The organism is Bacillus sp. 7884-1, from assembly GCF_002272245.1.
GTDB lineage: Bacteria > Bacillota > Bacilli > Bacillales > Cytobacillaceae > Neobacillus.
This window is the reverse complement of sequence record NZ_NPDD01000328.1, coordinates 1-1,270: the sequence shown is the minus strand read 5'-3', so window position 1 is coordinate 1,270 and position 1,270 is coordinate 1. Positions and strand designations below refer to the sequence as shown.

Annotated in this window: 1 protein-coding gene; it reads left to right on the top strand. The window is 35.9% G+C overall.

The window, feature by feature from the left end; translation table 11 throughout:
* The first annotated feature begins 76 nt into the window (after positions 1 to 76).
* Complete coding sequence (locus CHI06_RS28955; RefSeq protein WP_095252072.1) at positions 77 to 1,246, top strand: IS256 family transposase; 1,170 nt, start codon at positions 77 to 79, stop codon at positions 1,244 to 1,246.
* The last annotated feature ends 24 nt before the right edge of the window (positions 1,247 to 1,270 follow it).

Below are 1,270 nucleotides of genomic sequence, written 5' to 3'. Positions count from 1 at the left end.
TAAAAACAAAATGAGTCAAATTAATTCCTCATGGCTACAATGTTATCAGCGACGAAAACAATGAGGAGGAATTAATTTGACCCAGTTCCAGTTTAACCTAAATATTGAGGATTTAAAAGATTCTATTATGAATTCAAATATCGATGCAGTTGTCAAAGCATCTGTCGTTCTGGTGCTAAATTCAGTTATGGAAGATGAAAGAGATAAGTATTTAAACGCTGCAGCTTATGAACGGACCAATGACCGTCGTGATTATCGAAATGGTTACTATGAACGAGATCTCATTATGAGTATTGGAAAATTAACCTTAAAAGTACCTCGTACACGCAACGGGGATTTTTCACCATCCGTCTTTGAGAGGTATGCTCGCTGCGACCAAGCGTTTCTTCTTTCTATGCTAGAAATGGTTGTGAATGGAGTATCTACACGAAAAGTGAAGAATATTGTACAACAATTATGTGGAGAGAGTTTTTCAAAATCGTTTGTTTCCTCTCTCACAGAAAAGCTTGATCCAATTGTAAATCAATGGGCTAATAGACCACTTAATACTATGTATTATCCTTATATTTTTGCGGATGCCATGTACATCAAAGTGAGGGAGCATCATCGCGTGGTGTCTAAGGCAGTTTATATCGCAACTGCTATTAATGAGAATAACGAACGCGAAATCCTAGGTTTAAAAGTTGATCATAAAGAAAGTTATGAAGCTTGGAAAGATTTTTTTCAGCATTTACAAGCACGCGGTTTACAATCACCTAAATTAGTTATATCTGATGCACATAAGGGGTTAAAAAAGGCTATTGAAACAGAGTTTGTGGGGACAACCTGGCAACGCTGCACAGTTCATTTTAAACGAAATATTTTTTGCCAATTACCCAAGAAAGGAATGGAAGAGGTCAAAATAGGATTAAAAAGAATTTTTGAAGCCGTGACTATTGAAGACGCAAGAAATTTTAAAGAGGAATTTCTAGATCAATTTAAAGATAATCCTAAATTAGAAAAAGCAATAAATACATTAGAAGAAGGCTTCGAAGATGCCGTTCAGTATATGACTCACCCTAAAAAGTTTCACCAATTTATTCGCAGTACAAATTCATTAGAACGGTTAAATCAAGAAGTTAGAAGAAGGGAAAGGGTAATACGCATTTTTCCTAACACACAATCAGCGTTCAGATTAATAGGAGCTGTATTAATGGACTGTGCCGAAGAACAAGCTAGAAAACCAGTATTAGCAATAGGGAAATGATAGGAGCGTAGCGGCGAAATTTTG